This is a genomic window from Devosia sp. (assembly GCF_024707125.1).
Lineage (GTDB): Bacteria > Pseudomonadota > Alphaproteobacteria > Rhizobiales > Devosiaceae > Devosia.
Map to the genome: position 1 here is coordinate 24,594 of NZ_JANQAH010000003.1, position 14,869 is coordinate 39,462.

Annotated in this window: 15 protein-coding genes and 1 pseudogene; 7 read left to right on the forward strand and 9 right to left on the reverse strand. The window is 60.2% G+C overall.

Annotation, left to right across the window (positions count from 1 at the left end):
* The first annotated feature begins 471 nt into the window (after positions 1 to 471).
* Together NVV77_RS01125 and NVV77_RS01130 are read left to right on the forward strand one after the other, a co-directional pair.
* Positions 472 to 1,536, forward strand: coding sequence for a DMT family transporter (locus NVV77_RS01125; protein WP_295409890.1), 1,065 nt, complete (start codon positions 472 to 474; stop codon positions 1,534 to 1,536).
* Entirely contained in the window at positions 1,536 to 2,246 is a 711-nt protein-coding gene (locus NVV77_RS01130) for a sulfite exporter TauE/SafE family protein (RefSeq protein WP_295409891.1), read from the forward strand. Before NVV77_RS01125 ends, NVV77_RS01130 begins: the two co-directional genes overlap by 1 nt.
* On the opposite strand, the gene chrA is transcribed toward NVV77_RS01130, so the two are convergent.
* The 3 genes and pseudogenes from chrA to NVV77_RS01145 all read right to left on the reverse strand — a co-directional run bounded on the left by chrA (position 2,243) and on the right by NVV77_RS01145 (position 5,308).
* Entirely contained in the window at positions 2,243 to 3,646 is a 1,404-nt protein-coding gene (gene chrA, locus NVV77_RS01135; protein WP_295409893.1) for a chromate efflux transporter, read from the reverse strand. The genes NVV77_RS01130 and chrA overlap by 4 nt on opposite strands.
* Before the next feature lie 2 nt (positions 3,647 to 3,648).
* Positions 3,649 to 4,468, reverse strand: a pseudogene (locus NVV77_RS01140) (chromate resistance protein ChrB domain-containing protein).
* Between the two features lie 270 nt (positions 4,469 to 4,738).
* On the reverse strand, positions 4,739 to 5,308 hold the full coding sequence (locus NVV77_RS01145) for a hypothetical protein (RefSeq protein ID WP_295409895.1): 570 nt from the start codon (positions 5,306 to 5,308) through the stop codon (positions 4,739 to 4,741).
* 350 nt (positions 5,309 to 5,658) lie between these two features.
* On the opposite strand from NVV77_RS01145, the gene NVV77_RS01150 reads away from it, so the two are divergent.
* Complete coding sequence (locus NVV77_RS01150; protein WP_295409897.1) at positions 5,659 to 6,498, forward strand: LysR family transcriptional regulator; 840 nt, start codon at positions 5,659 to 5,661, stop codon at positions 6,496 to 6,498.
* A gap of 15 nt (positions 6,499 to 6,513) precedes the next feature.
* Here NVV77_RS01150 and NVV77_RS01155 read toward each other — a convergent pair whose 3' ends face one another.
* Positions 6,514 to 7,434: a LysR family transcriptional regulator gene (locus NVV77_RS01155; RefSeq protein WP_295409899.1), complete on the reverse strand. Its 921-nt coding sequence runs from the start codon at positions 7,432 to 7,434 to the stop codon at positions 6,514 to 6,516.
* A gap of 100 nt (positions 7,435 to 7,534) precedes the next feature.
* On the opposite strand from NVV77_RS01155, the gene NVV77_RS01160 reads away from it, so the two are divergent.
* Genes NVV77_RS01160 through NVV77_RS01170 form a run of 3 tightly spaced genes read left to right on the forward strand, consistent with a single transcriptional unit; the run spans position 7,535 to position 8,926 of the window.
* Entirely contained in the window at positions 7,535 to 8,107 is a 573-nt protein-coding gene (locus NVV77_RS01160) for a carboxymuconolactone decarboxylase family protein (RefSeq protein WP_295409901.1), read from the forward strand.
* Between the two features lie 46 nt (positions 8,108 to 8,153).
* Positions 8,154 to 8,501 carry an SDR family oxidoreductase gene (locus NVV77_RS01165; RefSeq protein WP_295409903.1) on the forward strand — a complete coding sequence of 116 codons (348 nt, stop codon included), beginning with the start codon at positions 8,154 to 8,156 and terminating at the stop codon, positions 8,499 to 8,501.
* Between the two features lie 5 nt (positions 8,502 to 8,506).
* Positions 8,507 to 8,926: an SDR family oxidoreductase gene (locus tag NVV77_RS01170; protein WP_295409905.1), complete on the forward strand. Its 420-nt coding sequence runs from the start codon at positions 8,507 to 8,509 to the stop codon at positions 8,924 to 8,926.
* Between the two features lie 10 nt (positions 8,927 to 8,936).
* On the opposite strand, the gene NVV77_RS21820 is transcribed toward NVV77_RS01170, so the two are convergent.
* Both NVV77_RS21820 and NVV77_RS21825 read right to left on the reverse strand, forming a co-directional pair.
* Positions 8,937 to 9,446 (reverse strand): helix-turn-helix transcriptional regulator, encoded by a 510-nt coding sequence (locus NVV77_RS21820; protein WP_367178575.1) that lies wholly within the window; start codon positions 9,444 to 9,446, stop codon positions 8,937 to 8,939.
* Positions 9,382 to 9,612 carry a helix-turn-helix transcriptional regulator gene (locus NVV77_RS21825; RefSeq protein WP_367178576.1) on the reverse strand — a complete coding sequence of 77 codons (231 nt, stop codon included), beginning with the start codon at positions 9,610 to 9,612 and terminating at the stop codon, positions 9,382 to 9,384. Before NVV77_RS21825 ends, NVV77_RS21820 begins: the two co-directional genes overlap by 65 nt.
* 3 nt (positions 9,613 to 9,615) lie before the next feature.
* Between NVV77_RS21825 and NVV77_RS01175 the strand changes: the two genes are divergently transcribed.
* Positions 9,616 to 10,134, forward strand: a complete 519-nt coding sequence (locus NVV77_RS01175) for a DUF4440 domain-containing protein (protein WP_295409907.1) — start codon at positions 9,616 to 9,618, stop codon at positions 10,132 to 10,134.
* Positions 10,135 to 10,345: 211 nt separating this feature from the next.
* Here the strand turns inward: NVV77_RS01175 and NVV77_RS01180 are convergent, their stop codons facing one another.
* The 3 genes from NVV77_RS01180 to NVV77_RS01190 form a co-directional block, all read right to left on the reverse strand.
* The gene (locus NVV77_RS01180) at positions 10,346 to 10,612 is read right to left on the reverse strand and encodes a hypothetical protein (RefSeq protein WP_295409909.1); all 267 of its coding nucleotides are present in this window, start codon (positions 10,610 to 10,612) and stop codon (positions 10,346 to 10,348) included.
* Positions 10,613 to 10,691: 79 nt separating this feature from the next.
* Positions 10,692 to 11,483, reverse strand: a complete 792-nt coding sequence (locus NVV77_RS01185; RefSeq protein WP_295409911.1) for a metallophosphoesterase — start codon at positions 11,481 to 11,483, stop codon at positions 10,692 to 10,694.
* Positions 11,484 to 11,782: 299 nt separating this feature from the next.
* Positions 11,783 to 13,834: an AAA family ATPase gene (locus tag NVV77_RS01190; RefSeq protein ID WP_295409913.1), complete on the reverse strand. Its 2,052-nt coding sequence runs from the start codon at positions 13,832 to 13,834 to the stop codon at positions 11,783 to 11,785.
* Positions 13,835 to 14,869 lie beyond the last annotated feature (1,035 nt).

Below are 14,869 nucleotides of genomic sequence, written 5' to 3' on the forward strand. Positions count from 1 at the left end.
AACGGGAAGCCGATGGCCAAGTCGCCTCCGCCGCCGCGAGAAACTCGGCCCAAAGCATCACTTGCGAAAGCACGAGCGAGGCTGAGAAGTCGTCACGAGGAGGAGGAAAGAGAATGTATGCCCTAAATTTTCGGGTTTTGTTCGGGGTCGAAGGTCCGCTGTTGGGCGATAACACTTAAGCCGCGAACGTCGGAAATGGGGTCGGTAGCAGATCAAGCAATCCGTTAGTTCGACTTGAGTGCGAATGTTATACTATGTGGACTATGACCGCTGACGACGCCACAAACCTTGTATTTGAAGCACGTCTGCTCCTGCGAGGTTGGGATGGACCAAATCTTAGCAACCGGGCCACGGCAGAACTTCGCGCTGCGATAGATCGTCTGGATGCCGTAGAGTCACTTCATCCACAGCTGCAGGCCGAGATTGACCTGATCCGAGCGATATATCGCCACCGAAATCCGTAGAGACCCCATGGCATCCAAATCCTATCTCTGGCCGGGCGTTCCCCTTGCCCTCGGATCCGCAATCCTGTTCGGCGCTTCCGCACCGCTGTCCAAGCTCCTGATCGGGTCCGTCGATCCATGGCTCCTGGCCGGCATCCTCTATCTCGGTGCCGGCATCGGGCTGGCGATCGTGCACATTGGTCGCCCTCTGATTGGACTCCCATCACCCGAGGCGTCACTCCAACGCGGCGACCTGCCATGGCTCGCTGCGGTGATCCTCTTCGGCGGCATGCTGGGTCCGCTGTTCCTCATGCTGGGCCTGTCGCAGACCAGTGCCTCGTCCGGGTCGCTCCTGCTCAACCTCGAGGGCCTGGCCACGATGGCCATCGCTTGGATCGTGTTCCGCGAAAACGTGGACCGGCAGCTCATCCTCGGCGCCGGCGCGATTCTAGCGGGCGCAGTACTCCTATCGTGGACCGGGACGGGCCTCAGCCTCGATACCGGCAGCCTCTTCATCGCCGCAGCTTGTCTGTGCTGGGGCATCGACAACAATCTAACGCGCAAGCTGTCGTCGGCCGATCCGGTCCAGATCGCTATGATCAAGGGACTGGTGGCAGGTTCGACGAACCTGGTGCTGGCACTTTCACTGGGGGCCAGCCTTCCAGGAGTCGGCCTCATCGGCGCCGGCGCGGTCGTCGGCTTCCTCGGTGTCGGGGTCAGCCTCGTCATGTTCATGCTGGGGCTGAGGCACCTGGGTACTGCACGCACCGGTGCCTACTTCTCGCTGGCGCCCTTCGTCGGAGCGGTGCTCGCCATCGCCATCTTCCGTGACGGGATCACCTGGCAGCTCGTCGGCGCGGGGATACTGATGGCCATCGGGCTATACCTGCACCTTGCCGAACGGCACGACCATGAGCATGACCATGAAGCGCTCGAGCACGATCATGCCCATACCCATGACCAGCACCACCAGCACGCCCACGACGGCGCGGTAACGGAACCGCACTCCCACTGGCACCGCCACGAACCGATGCGGCATAAGCACCCGCACTATCCCGATCTCCACCACCGCCACGGGCATAGCCACGGCTAGTGTTCGAGTTCCTCGTCGGCCTGCAGCGCGGCATACACGGCACCCTCTCTGGTGACGTCGCGGCATTCGCGGCCACGGGCGACTGGCTGGCGCTCCTGGCCGTGCTGCCGCTGGGAATGCTGTTCGGCTCCATCCATGCCCTCACGCCGGGGCACAGCAAGGCTGTCCTTGCCGCCTATGTCGTCGGGTCCGGCATGTCGCCCTGGAATGCGCTGGGAACAGCGTTTGCTTTGTCCGTCACACATATCGGGTCGGCGGTAGTGTTGGCGCTGGTCGGTACCGCACTGGTCACCCGAACCATCGTTGGAGCCGGCCAGGCACCGGTGCTCGAACTGACCAGCCGGTTGCTCCTGGTCGCGATCGGTGTCTGGCTGGTCGTTGCAGCATTCCGGCATCGTCCCCATCACCATGGCGAGGGCGCCGCCGTGGGGTTCTTCGCTGGCCTGGCGCCATGCCCGCTGACCCTTTTTATCATGGTCTACGCTGTATCGCAGGGAGTGCCGGAAGCGGGCCTGGTCTTTGCCGTCGCCATGCTCGTCGGAGTTGGCTCGATCCTGGTCGCCGTGGCACTGGTTAGCGTATTCGCGAGCAGGGCCATCCTGGCGCTGCTGGACAGGCACGGGCAATCCGTGGACCGCTTCGCCCGATGGTGTAACGTCCTCGCCGGACTGGCGCTGATCGGTTTCGCGTCGGCCGAGTTGCTCGGCTAAGCACCGGTAACCAGTGCCCACGCCATACCACCAACGGCGCATGCAAGCAGCACAGGGATCATCTTTGCTTTTAAGCCGAAGATCGCAACGATCGCGGCTGCTGCCAACGCCGTAGCAGGCAGGTCAATCGTCGTCCATACCGGCACATCCACGTTGAAGCCGGCACCCTGCCACTGGACTACCTGCCGGAACAAGGTGTGCATCCCGAACCAGACAGCAAGATTGGCAATGACACCGACCACTGCCGCGGTAATCGCCGACAGCGCCCCGGTGAGCGCCTTGTTGTCTCGCAGCACTTCAATGAATGGGGCGCCGAGGAATATCCAGAGGAAGCAGGGGACGAAGGTCACCCAGGTGGTGAGCACCGCCGCCAGCGTTGCGGCAAGCATGGGGTGCAACGTACCCGGATCTCTGAAGGCCCCCATGAAGCCAACGAACTGCACCACCTGGATCAGAGGCCCGGGTGTCGTCTCGGCCATACCGAGTCCGTCCAGCATTTCTCCGGGCTGCAGCCACCCGTAGTTCTGTACCGCCTCCTGAGCCACATAGGCCAGGACGGCGTAGGCACCGCCGAACGTCACCACCGCCATCTGGCTGAAGAAAACAGCGATTTTGGAAAAGACGTTGTCCGGCCCCAAGAATACCAGGACGGCGGCGACGGGCACCAGCCAAAGCGCCAGGAATACAGCTGATATCGACAATGACCAGCGTAGGTTCGGGCGCGCGTGGGCCGGAGTAGCTTCCCCAAGAACAGAGTCCGCATCAGCCAGAACATTGCCTTTGGCAGCGCTGTGCCCGCCACCGACCCTGAAAAGCGGCGAACCGGATCTGCCGCCCAGGAAACCAACGAGGCCGGCTAGGACAATAATGATGGGGAAAGGCACACGGAACAGGAAAATGGCGATGAAGGCCGCGATTGCGATGCCGACCGTCACCGGGTTCTTCAGCGCACGGCCACCAATTCGCAACACCGCCTGGACCACGACTGCCAGAACAGCGGCCTTTAGCCCGAAGAAGAGACCTTCGATTGCTGTTACGTTTCCGAAGGCGACGTAAACGTAGCTCAGCGCCAGGATGGACAGAAAGCCTGGCAGCACGAAGATTGCGCCGGCTACCAAACCGCCCTTTGTCTTGTGAAGCAACCAGCCGATGTACACGGCGAGCTGCTGGGCTTCCGGTCCGGGGAGGAGCATGCAGTAGTTGAGGGCGTGGAGAAAACGGCTTTCGCCGATCCAGCGCTTCTCGTCCACTAAGATACGATGCATAACGGCGATCTGGCCCGCCGGACCACCGAAGCTCAGCGCCGCCACCCGTATCCATACCTTGACGGCTTCGCCGAAGGGGATGCTGTCGCCGGGTTTGTAGGTATCGGGAGCCGGTTTTGCCTGGATGTCGTCCATCGTCAGCTCCTCGCCTTGTTGGTGGGCCAGTTGTGCGTTTCCTCCGTGGCGTCCCGCGCCCATCGGTACATAGCGTCGTAGATCGACATACCGGCGTCGAGCTGCTGCAGGTCGTCGGCGTGCATCCGGGAAAGACCGAGTGATAAAGCAAGCAGCCCCGCCGCTTCCGGTGCAAGGTCGAGCCGATCGGTGTCAGCAGCACGGACGATGGTCGCCAGCCGATCCAGCGGGCCGGAGGACAATCCGAATTCCTCTACCATCACGTCGAAGGTGCATAGTTCGCCGCGATGGCTCCAGTGCACATCCTCCACGTCGAACGGGGTGGCGCCGAACCGATCGGGCGACGGCTTCGACTTCGCCGGGTGCGACAAACAGGAACACGGCCGAGGGATCAACGAACCGCCTGATGAGCCAGGGGCATGCCACCCGGTCGATCTTGGGTCGGGAGCGCGTTACCCAGACTGTTTGGCCAGCAGCATTCCGTAAGGGAATAGATGATGCTGGCACCAGCGGCAGTCCGGCGTCACGCCAGGCCTCATATCCTCCATCAGCAACCTCCGCTTCGGCACCGTAATGCCGCAGCCAGGCCGCGGCGCCTTCAGATAGCTTCTTGCCGCGTTGGCACACCACGACTACCGGCCGTCCGGAGTATCTCGACGCCCAGACTTCAGCGCTGGCATGGTGCAGGCGTATTGATGCAGGAAGTATTCTGGCGTCGAGCTCGAAAGCCTCGTTCTCGCGGACATCGATGATGAGCGGAGCTTTGGAGGTGCCCACTAGGCGGGCGAGCTTGTCAGGTGAAATGGAGGTGTAGGAGGGCATGATGCGTCCTTGGATGGTAATGGACGCGAATCTTCAGCTGCCGCCTCTTGGGGAGATCGCAGTCCCCATACATCGATATTCCACTTGGACGATGGCTCTGTCAATCAAGACAAAGACGTCTGCTTTCAGGTGAACGGTCGTTCGGCGCGAATGTCCGAGATGGGGTCGCAGTTAGCCGCTACCCCAACGCCGCCTCGGGGTGGAAAGCCGAAGGTCCGCTTTCCGGAACGAACTGCGGGAAGCGGACTTTGCTGCAGACAAGGAAAGTCGTCAGAATATTGCTGCGGCGAGGCCCATACCCACCAGTGTGCCCACCAGCATGAGGGCCGCAGCAGCACCGCGAAAATCCCGCGGCAAGAAGGGAAATAGCCGGCTGGCGCCGGCCATTATGCCGAAAGGCGGCACCGCGCGCCACACGTCGTGGGACACCTTTCGTCCACCGCTCCGGACGACCCCGGGTAGATATCCGATCGCTTTCAGCAAGGGCCAGGCCATCGCGGCGCTTTTGCTCCGGGTGAGCGCGCGACCCGCTAAAGCCTGCTGAATCGCCTTTTCGAGAGCCGCTCGATCGTTCGCCCAATGCGCACGGAACAAAATCAGCCCCTGTGGGCTCAGCAAGTAGGCGGAGTTGGGCTTGGGACTCAACGCCCGGTGCAGCGTGCCGTCTATATCGTCCACTGCCACTTCGAAGGCGAAGCCATGATGTTCCTTCAACCGGCGGGCGTGCCTCTCCTTTTTGCTCGAAGGCTTTCGGCTGGGGAATGAGTTCGCCGGGATGCGCTTCGCGGGTGTTGACCATGACGAAGCGAACAGCATCTCCATAACGGCGGTGCAGGTCATTCAGGACCGGCCCGGAGCTTTCCGTCACCGGGCAGGTCAGAGACCCGAAGACCATGAGGACGGGCCCGTCCCCCAGCTCCATGCTGCGAAAGCGTCCGCCCCCGACGACGGGCAGGTCAAATGACGGAACGAACTGACCGGGGCCAAGGTCGGTCCGCTTGAAAACCATATCCTGCAGGATCAGGTCCGTGGTGAACGTGTCGTACTGGTACTTTTCACGCGAACTATAGGTTTGGGAGCTGCTCAGCGATGTTTCCGACGTCATGCGAAGTCCTTTCTATCGACGACCGAAAGATGGATGTGCAATGATGCCCCGACAACGACCGACAATGCACAACACATGAGCAAAATTGCACAGCGATAGCCCGCACCATCACCTTCCCGTTCTGATGGCCTTCCGAACCGCGACGACCTACAGCAGGGCAGGCAAGCAATTGGGCCTCGCCCACACGACTGTTTCCCGCAAGGTGCGGGGGCTCGAACGGCATTTCGGAACGAACCTTCTGGAACGCGCCGGCGACCGCCTTCGCTTGAGCGAAGCAGGGCAGCGTGCGCTCGAAGCGGCAGAACGGATCGAAGAGGAAGTTGCGGCGCTCGAACGGGGCATTTCTGGGCATGATGAGCGGTTGTCTGGCCGGCTGGACCTTACGACCGTGGACTTGCTGGCGCTGAGGTACATGCCGCGTTTTGCAGACTTCAGGGCACGACATCCGGGTGTGGAGTTGAGCATCGCCACGGATGTGGAGGTCAAAAGCTTGTCCCGCGGGGAGGCCCAGGTCGCGCTTAGACTGACCAACGCGCCTGAGGAGCACCTTTATGGTAAAGTGCTCGAGCGGCTGGACTTTTATGCCTTTGCCCACCGATCGTTTCTTGGAGCGCCTCTCCCAATGCTACCCTGGCTCGACTACCTCGGCCATCCCTGCGCGGCCCGCGCGGAAAGTTGGATGCGCAGGAATGCCTCCGGTACCCGGCCATTGGCGTTTCTTTCCACGCCAATGCTGATGCTCGAGGCCCTGCGGCAGGGCCTGGGGGCGGGAATGGTTCCCTCGACCATGGCCGATGGCCACGGTGAGCTGATCAAGCTGTCGGACGAAACGGCCTTTTCACTGGATGTTTGGTTGCTTGCGCCCAAGGAGTTGAGGCGGACGGCAAGAGTCAGAGCGTTCTTTGACAGCCTTGCCGCACCGTGATCTCAAAGCCAGGCATCACGTGACGGCGCCGTGATCCAGTCGCAGTGCCGACGTTCCCCGCAGAAAGTCGATCATGGCGCGCACCTTTGCGGGAAGGTATTTGCGACTGGGATAGATCATCCAGGCCGCGGTGTCGAAATTGGTAGCGGTCGCTTGCCAGGCGCTTAAGCAAAGGCGGAGCGCTCCGCTGTCGACGTCCTCCCTGACCAGCCAGTCTGGCAACAGAGCCGGTCCAAGACCGGCTATTGCAGCATCTCGAAGGGCGCCGGCAGGTGAGAGCACGAAGTCGCCAGCGACCTTCTGTTCAATGACCCGACCTTCAGCGTCTCGGAAGATCCAGCGGGAGCGGTAATCGGCATAGGGAAAGAGTATAGCGCGGTGCCGTACCAAATCTTCGGGACGCTCCAGCGGCGGCGCTATGCGGAGATAGTCCGGCGCGGCGACCACATGGTAATGGGTGTCCATCAGCTTGCTGATAACGAAGTCGCCCTCGACCGCGGGCGCCAGGCGAATTGCCAAGTCAATGTGGTCAGACAGCAGATCGACGTTGCTGTCGGAAAATATGCCTTCCACTGACACCGCTGGATAAGCGCGCCGAAACTCCGCCAGCCGGGGCACGATGTATCTCTGCCCAAACGTCGCGGAAGCAGAAATGCGCAGGGTTCCGCTCGGCTGGTGCTGCATGGCCCGGCAATCGTCGGCCGCCTGCTGCAGCTCTTCATAGGCCGGCATGATGCGGCCCAGATAAAGGGTGCCCGCCTCCGTTAGCTCCATGCGCCGGGTGGTCCTGGCAAAGAGCCGAAAGCCGAGCTCCTCCTCGATTCCGGCAATTATTCGACCAATCGATGATGGATCGCTGTCCCGTTGGCGGGCCACGGCGGCAAAGCTCCCCTGCCGAGCCACATCCTGTATCAGGGCCAAATCGCTCAGGTTCATTCGTGCAATCCCTGCATGATCATCCGGCTTCTCATGCCATTTATCGTTCAATCTGTCCGCAATATGTCCTGCTTCGGTATCCAACCGAACAGGAAAACACATGTCCAACTTCGTACAGCACACCCCTGACACGGCTCCGGAAGAGTCAAAAACCCTGCTACTGGCGGTGAAAGAGGCCTGGGGGTTCATTCCCACCATGCACGCGACCCTCGCGGAAAGTCCCAGCGCCCTCGCAGGCTACGAAACGCTCTGGAGTCATATCAGCGCCTCTACCTTGAGCCCAGTAGAGCAGCAGGTCGCCTACCAGGCGGTGAATGTCCTTCACGGGTGCGCCTATTGCACGATGGGGCATACCTACCTGTCGCGACAGGTGGGTATGAGTGAGGGGACCGTTGTGCGCCTGCGCGCTGGCTTGCCACCGGAAGACAGCAAGCTTGCTGCGCTCTGGACCTTTGCGCGTACCGTTGCTGAGGCGCGCGGCGAAGCGCGAGAGGCCATTCCGGCATTCCTTGGGGCCGGCTTCACCAAGGCCAACGTGCTGGATGTGGTGGCCGTCATCGCCGCCAAGGTGATCGCCAACTACAGCGCCGCACTGGCCGACATACCGCTTGAAGCCTTTATGTCCGATCCCGCCATCGCCTGGTCGCCGGCAGCGGCACTGGCCGCCGAGTAACCGTTGGCCGCGGGGAAGGCCCGCGGCCCTCTAAAGGACTATCCCCATGAACCTTACGAACAATGTGGTCGTGGTGACCGGTGCGAGCCGCGGCATCGGCGAAGCCACTGCCAGACACCTTGCATCCCTTGGTGCCGAGGTCTTCCTGTCGGCGCGCAATACCCAATCTATTGAACAGATTGCGGCCTCGTTGCGTAGCGATGGCCAGACTGCACATGCCTTGACCTGCGACGTCTCAGATGCCGACCAGGTCAAGCGCCTCATAGAACACGTCAGGAGACAAAACGGGTCGGCTGGATCTTCTGGTCAACAATGCCGGTGTGATCGACCCGATTGCCCGTCTCGCCGACAGCCCAGTGGACGACTGGGGGGCGCGTTGTCGATGTCAATCTAAAGGGCGTGTACCATGGCCTGCGCTACGCCATTCCGACCATGTTGGCGGGTGGAGGGGGCACCATCGTCAATATCTCCTCCGGAGCCGCCACCTCAGCTCTTGAAGGATGGAGCCACTATTGCGCCACCAAGGCAGCGGTCCTGGCGCTTACCCGCGTGGCAGACTTGGAGTACCGAAGCCAAGGCATACGCGTGGTTGGGCTCAGCCCCGGAACCGTTGCAACCTGTATGCAGGAGCAGATTAAGGCGTCCGCCATCAACCCCGTTAGCCGGCTCGAATGGTCTTCGCATATACCGCCCCAATGGGTGGCGCAGGCGATAGCTTGGCTGACAACAAAAGAAGCCGATCTCTTCCTTGGTTCTGATTTTTCATTGAAAACCAACGAAGGCCGTAGGGCGGTCGGTTTACCGGCGATCGTGGCGTAGCGGCTACAGACTATCGCGCTTTTTCTAACGCTAGGCAGTCGATAAAGCGCTTCCCCCGCTCTTGGCGGAAGCGCTCCCCCGTCTTATGGACGTTCTCGATGCGATCAACACGCAGATGCCGAAAATCGGCTGATCGTTCACACCAGATGGTCAGGAGCCAGACTGCATCAAACATGGTCAAGCCCAGAGGGCGTGCGATGCGGCTGGATTGACGTCCGGATAGGTCCCGGTAGTCAACCTGGAGCACTGACCGATCCCGCACCGCTAGTCGGAGACGGTCAAGGAGCGGCGCGGGTGCCGTGGCACTTGGCCCAACCTCGAGTGGAGTATCCAGCAAACGCGCCCGATCATCCTCTCCGATAGCTGACGCCAGCTTGGCCATGGCCGTGGCAGCGGCCTGCGCCACGGCATCGCCTCCCCGTGACGCGGCGAGCCGTGCGCCAAACGCAAGCGCTTCAAGCTCGTCCTGCGAAAGGTGGAGAGAGGGCATGAAGTATCCGTGGTCCATCACATAGCCCATCCCCACCTTCGCCACGGATCGGCGCGCCCAGCGACTGGAGGTCGGCAAGATCGCGATAGACGGTGCGCAACGAGATACCCATCTCCTTCGCCAGCGTCTCCGCGCTGACCGGAACCCTGCGGGTCCGCAGCCGGTCGAGCAGATCGAACAGTCTGAATAGACGCATAGAATGGACACCCTGCCGGTTTCTGTCAGTCCCGCATTCTATGACATGGCCGTCAACAAAACGGAGGGGCCGATGCGCCCAAAACTGATGGCGACCATGATCGTCGCCGCGATGCTGCCTGCCCTGAGCCATGCCGGAGAACCAAGAGTCATGTCCGACGAAGATGCCGTACTGCACACCATCAGCACGATGACCGATGCCTTCGCCAGGGGCGATATCGAGCAGGTGATGGCCACCTATGTCAGCCCGGCAAGTGTCGTCGCTGCCCCCGGACAAGTCGTCACGGGCGAGCAGGCGATGCGTGCGATGTTCGCTGACTTTATCGCCGCAGGGGTCAACTTTACCTATGGCGATCATGAGGTCATTGTGTCGGGAGACACGGCGCTGCACCTTATGGCATGGGAAGCGCCCAGCCCGGACGGCACTATGAGAGCACTATCTGTCGCAGTGTTGACGCGGCAGCCTGAGGGAGGGTGGAAGATGGTGATAGATCACCCCTTCGGCGACAGCGTTCTGGACTGAAATAGTCTGACATTAAGTTCAGCGGCGGCCCTCGGGCTGCCGCTTCTTGGCGAGCCCCACCACTGTCAGCCGAAACTCGGAAGACTTTCGGCAGCTTTTGGGAAAGCGCAAAGTCAGTTTGAACTTCCGAAAAGGGGTCGAAAGCTGCCGCTCAATCTCCGGGAAATTACCTACCAATTGACCCCGGACAGTGCGCTTTGCCAAGCAAGTCTCAAAAGGCTGATTGAAGCCCATCGATAGCGTCAATCTCGTCATTGAGTTTGGCATCATCCCGCGCGGTTCGATGGGGCAATGCGGCAAGGAGAACGACTCTAGCCCTCAGGTATTTAATCAAGTGCTCGCTCTGCGATACCGGTGCGGTGACGACTTGAACCTGATTGGCCGCATTGACGATTCCGGCTTCGGAAAGACCTATGATCGTTGCCAAACGTTTCGTCGCATCCGTTAATCGCCCAGCCAGGCTACCAATCTCAGTCATGCGCAGCACCGCAATTTCGACCTTCGGGTGACAGTTGCGTGCGAGCCGCCATCTCTGACGACCCGCCCTTTTTTTCGTGTCAGATCTCGATCACCAAGCCGGGATCATAGCCGCTAACCCTCTCATGGCGGTATCCACGCGCATTGCAAATTACCCTCGTCGATCCCACGGAATAGTTGAAAGACGAATGCGTGTGTCCATGCAGCCAGAGATCGGGTTGGTGGCGGCCGATCAGCTCGCTCAGGTCGCTGACAAACCCCGCGGTAACGGGATCCTTCGCATATTGCGGTGCAATAGACATACGGTGCGGCGCATGATGGGTTACGACGACCTTGCGGCCTGTGCTTTGCGCCAACTCGCCATCGAGCCACCAGCGCGATGCAAAGTGCTGCAATCTGGCGAGCTCTGGGGTCCACAGCTCTGACGAATTCTCGCATGTCCGTATGACGCGGAAATCGTTGAGGGCGTAGCGCGCAACATCCAGCGCCCGCTGGCGCTGATCCAGATTGCCATACGAAAGAATATCGAAATCCGACCACAAAGTTGAGCCGTAGATGGTGACGTCGTCGATGGTGACGGAGGTGTCGTCGAGGAGATGAATGCCTTCTAGGTCGGCTGCCAGGCGGGCCTCAGCACGAGCACGATCCATTGGGCGATGACGGGAATAGAACTCGTGATTTCCGAGGACATACACGACGTTCATCAGCGGCTTGATGTGGCGAGAAAGCCATCGAATTCCGGCGACCGGATCGCCCTCGACGAGATCGCCACCGACGACGCAGACATCTGCTTCGGGAGCAGTCGGGAAAACAGCGCTGAATGGAACTTCCTGACCGGGAAGATGGATATCGCTGAACAACCAGATCTTCATGGCATAGCTTCGCCCTGCAACTTGCGCGAGGGCCTGAAAGGGAATTGGTTTTTGGGAAGGACAGGCAGGAGCGAGGCCCTGCCCTATGGTCTCTGCTACTGTCTGGGCAGTGAAACACCGAAGCGCTGGCGCAGTCGGTCAAATTCGACCCGACGGTGGAGCGTCGCCGTGACCTCTCGCAGGATATCATCGACGTCGATGTCGAACTGACGTGAAAAAGTCGTCAGCAGCGTCTAGCAGGTGTTCGAGGTCCTCGGGCAGGCGGAGCCCCGAGCGATGAGACTCAAGATCCAGCCGGTTCATTCTGCTGCATCCTTTACGCCAGCGGCCGAGCCCTGTGTTGCCTTATCAATGACGTCAGCGACCTCGGCAGCCGAAAGGTATCCATGGCGGTCGAGGGCGTCGGCGAGCGTCTTCAACAAGTGAAGATTGTGGCCGAGGATTTCTTCCGCCTTCTGAAGGCCGAGGTCGAGCCGCTTGCGGACCGACACCGAAAGCTGAGGAGCGACCCAACCGTAAGCGACTTGGGTGTCTGGCACGTATTGCAGGCCCAGCGCGCCAAAGCCAAATTGGGCATCAGCCTGCAGCGCGATTGTGGTTGCGTTGGCAAGATCGCTCTCTGGATTGCCTCCCGAGCCGGTACCAACATCACCGAGCAGGATCTTTTCGGCAGCACGGCCGGCGAGAAAAAAGCTGACCGCATTGTCCATATCCCGTTCGCAGCCGCCAGCCGGAACGAGGCCTTGGACAAGCGTGAAGCCGGCATTGTGGCCGATGCCGACTTCCTGAAGCTTGCCGACACCAAGCACATGACCAGCCACGACGTGTCCCGCCTCATGAATACTAATGCGACGGCGGAGGGTCGGCGTCATGGTATTGTTGGCAATGACCTGATTGATCAGATCGTCCACCGTGAGATCGCGGCCGGCCCGACGGGCATCGGCTTTCGCGCGACGGACCCAGGCCTCGCAGTCGGCGCCTGTACTGCCGCGGGCGGCAAGGGCGATAGGCATCAGGTCAGCCTCGGGCAGAACACCGGCACCGAGATGAAAGCGCAAGATTGCTGCCATTGAGGTCACATCCGGCTTCTGAAGAGAAATGTGCCGATCGAGGCGCCCAGACCTCAGGAGCGCTGGATCGATTTTGTCGGGATGGTTGGTCGCGGCAATGACAGTAACCCCGGGGCGCTCGTCGACCCCGGCGAGCTGCTCAAGGACCAAATTGACGATCTGGGTCCAATACTCGACGTAGTCGCCCCTCAGTGCGCTTCGATCGGAAATTCCGTCGATTTCGTCGATGAACAAGATCGATGGCGCCGACCTCTGGGCCTTACCGAAGACATCGCGGATGCTCTGAAGGGTGCCCGAAAGGAAGCTTGCGGCGTTCCAGTCGGCAACGCTCGTCGCAATGAGCGGTACTCCTGCGGACCTTGCCAGCGCCTTGGCAAAACTGGTCTTACCGACCCCTGGCGGTCCCGAGAGCAAGAGGCCCCGGTGGTCGACGTCGGCCCAAGATACCTCGCCCTTGCGGTAGGCGGCGATGTCAGCCACAAGCTCCAGCCCCCAGACCTTGGCTTCTGAATAGCCCGCGAGGTCTTCGAGCAAAGGACCATCTTGGTCCACCACGCGCTTCTTCGTAACCAGCTCTTCCAAGCGCTCGATGCACTTTTCGGCCGAATAACCGCGGTGAAACGCTAAGGCATAATCCGTAATGTCGGCATTACGAATGACGTCTGGGTCAATGATGCGTTCGGGCTTTTTTCCGGTAATCGCCTGGAGGACAAGTTCGATATCCCACTCGTCGATTGGCGGCACCGAAAGCTCGTACTGCGCCATGCGCAGCAACGACGCGGGAAGCTGCTTTTTCGGATTCGGAGCGATCCCGATAACCGGCCATTGCGCCTTCAATGCCGACAGGACATCCCTGTCGGTACGCCCAGAGCCGCTGCTGCGTTCAGTGCCATCGCGGGCAACGATCAGCTTGCGGATGGCCCCGGCGTTCGTTGCGCATGCTTCGAACACCTCCTTGAAAGCATCTACCAGCTCGCTCGTATGAGTTTTGACCAGAACCACGGGACCTTGGTTCCTTAAGCGGTGAGCCAAGTCCGCCTCGGCGGCAATCATTCGCGCGCTGAGGGCTGCGGCAACGAGAAGGTCCACGCGAATGTGGGGAAGATTGGCGTCGTCCTTGGATTCCAACCCCTTGAGGAATTCATCGACGGCGTCGTCATCATGGAGATTGAACATCGGGTGAATCTTCACCCCCTCGGAGCCGGCAATTGCGTCCATGTAGACGCGGGCCAGCACCTCGGCCCTTGCAGGAATATCTTGACTGGCGGATGGCTTTTGCATCACGGCCTCCAGAATGGACCGCGTCAGCTCCAAGCCGATCACGGTCGAGTTAGTGGGAGGTCACGCGCTGCATGCATGAGCAACGGCAAGAAAGAACAAATAGAGAACATTGTCAAGCGACCAGTTTGATGCCTGCGCTATAGCTTTTCAAACAGTGGCATGGCTGTCGCTGATGGGTGATCGAGCATTTGCCGAGCCGCCAACCCTATGAAGCCTCGGAGCATTGTGACTCCGCGCTCGCTGGCTTAATTTTCAGTGCAGGCTCACGCTCCAGTATCTCTTCGAGAACGAGGTAGGCGTAGGTATCCATATCAAGGGCACGTCTCTTAAGTGCTTGGATAACCTCGGGCTTCAGGTAGACGAGCAAAGGCTTTCGTCCGTCATCGCGGGGAACTGCTTTCGACATTTTAGACATCTCCGCAGGCATGCCTGCATTCACAAAATCCACGATCACGATACTTTGGCGAGGCAAACTCAGCAACCTGTAGATATCTAGAAAGCTAGCTATCTTGACTCCACCAGCAAGATGTTGGTTTACTTCAGTCAGTTCGATGCAGACGGGCTCTTATCAATAATCAAGAGCGGGATGTCCCGATGTATCAACTTGCCCATCAGTCGCCGGACGACCTGGCGGCGAAGTACCCCGGCTTTCAAAGCTTCAAGACTTCTTGGCCGGTGCGATATCGCCATAGATGGTTTCGCGATGCCCTAATTCGGTCGACGCTCAGCCCCGCAGTGGACGAAGTCGCTCCAGCGCCCGCCTATGAAAGCCATGACGAAGACGAACACGGGTTTGAGTACAGAGAGATCCGGATCCGTCACATTGTTGGTCTTGGTAAGATCGTCGGGGTTCGGCGCCTTTCAATATCGTCCTGACCACACTCAAAGCAAACTGGTCCTACGCGAGGACCTCCGGCGCCAACCGCAGGCAACGGCCGAGCGTAGCGTCTGGAGACACAAGCGGACTTTTATCGACCCGGTTAGCCGTTACCGGCTGCTCGACTTCCTAGGCGGGAGAGACAATTTTTTTGCATG